The organism is Maritalea sp. YIW29 (genome assembly GCF_057219265.1).
This window is the reverse complement of record NZ_JBXVVF010000006.1, coordinates 1-1,175: the sequence shown is the minus strand read 5'-3', so window position 1 is coordinate 1,175 and position 1,175 is coordinate 1. Positions and strand designations below refer to the sequence as shown.

General features: G+C 47.3%; 1 protein-coding gene and 1 pseudogene. Both read left to right on the top strand.

What is annotated here, in order from left to right:
• Positions 1 to 6: 6 nt before the first annotated feature.
• Positions 7 to 195, top strand: a pseudogene (locus AC2D8L_RS16475) (DUF6538 domain-containing protein); the annotation flags it as partial.
• 234 nt (positions 196 to 429) lie between these two features.
• The gene (locus AC2D8L_RS16470) at positions 430 to 1,167 is read left to right on the top strand and encodes a site-specific integrase (RefSeq protein WP_484686602.1); all 738 of its coding nucleotides are present in this window, start codon (positions 430 to 432) and stop codon (positions 1,165 to 1,167) included.
• Positions 1,168 to 1,175: the final 8 nt, after the last annotated feature.

Below are 1,175 nucleotides of genomic sequence, written 5' to 3'. Positions count from 1 at the left end.
TAGACCATGCGGTTGACCAAATCATCACATTATTTATTTCAAAAGCGCAAAGTCTTTTACTACTCGAGAAGAGTGCCAAGCGACTTATTGGGTGCATACAACACATCGCGAGTTGTGTTTTCGTTGAAGACAAAGTCAGTTCACTTTGCGCGTTCAAGAGCAGCTTCATTATCCGCAAAACTTGAGGAAGAGTGGCAAACTATTAGGTTCCTAAACAAGGAGAGTTCGCTTTCCAGGTTTTTGTCGAACGGAGTTAAATCGATCGGTGAACAGTCGAATGCTCCCAAGCTATCGGAAGCGAAAACGATTTACTTGGGTGCAAAGGCCGATAATCGGGCAAAAACTTTCAGGCAAGCCGCTGATCGTTGCATAAACTATGTTGTGAAACTTCTCGGTGATCGACAGATTGATACCTATGGGAGACCTGAGGTGAACCAAATTCGCGATGCCTATGTCGAAGCAGGTCTCAGTCCAGCAAGTATTAAACGCAACTTGAGCACGATTAGAGCAATAGTAAACTTTGGCGCTCGTGAGAGCGGAATCACAGAAGTGGCGGCCTTCTCAGGCGTCTATCTCGGCGAGACTGGCCACAATCAGCCAAACAAACGACCATCGTTCCCAATTGAAACGTTGAAAAGCATCCAAGACCAGTGTGTGGAAGTCAATGACGAAGCCAGATGGCTAATAGCTTTAGTAAGCGATACTGGATTGCGGCTCAGTGAAGCAGTCGGTCTCTTGGTTTCCGATTTGAATCTTGACGACGAAGTGCCACACATAAAACTTAAGCCACACTCTTGGCGAAGATTGAAAACTCTGGGGAGTGAGCGAAAAGTTCCACTGGTTGGCGCATCGGCATGGGCGGCAAAAAAGGCAGCTGAAAATGCAAAAGGTGACTTTCTATTCCCTCGGTATTGTTCGAAAGAACGGTGCAAAGCCAACTCAGCTAGCGGTGCACTCAACAAGTGGATCACGACCCGGGCACCTCAAGGCTGTGTCATCCACTCATTTAGACATAGTATGCGTGATCGTTTGAGGGCTGTTGAATGCCCACCTGACATTATTGACAGAATTGGTGGATGGTCAGTTGGCGGCGTAGGCGAAGGGTATGGATCAGGTTACCCACTTTCGGTCCTCTACAACTGGCTAAATGCAGCCGTTGAGAACTAGTGAAACAC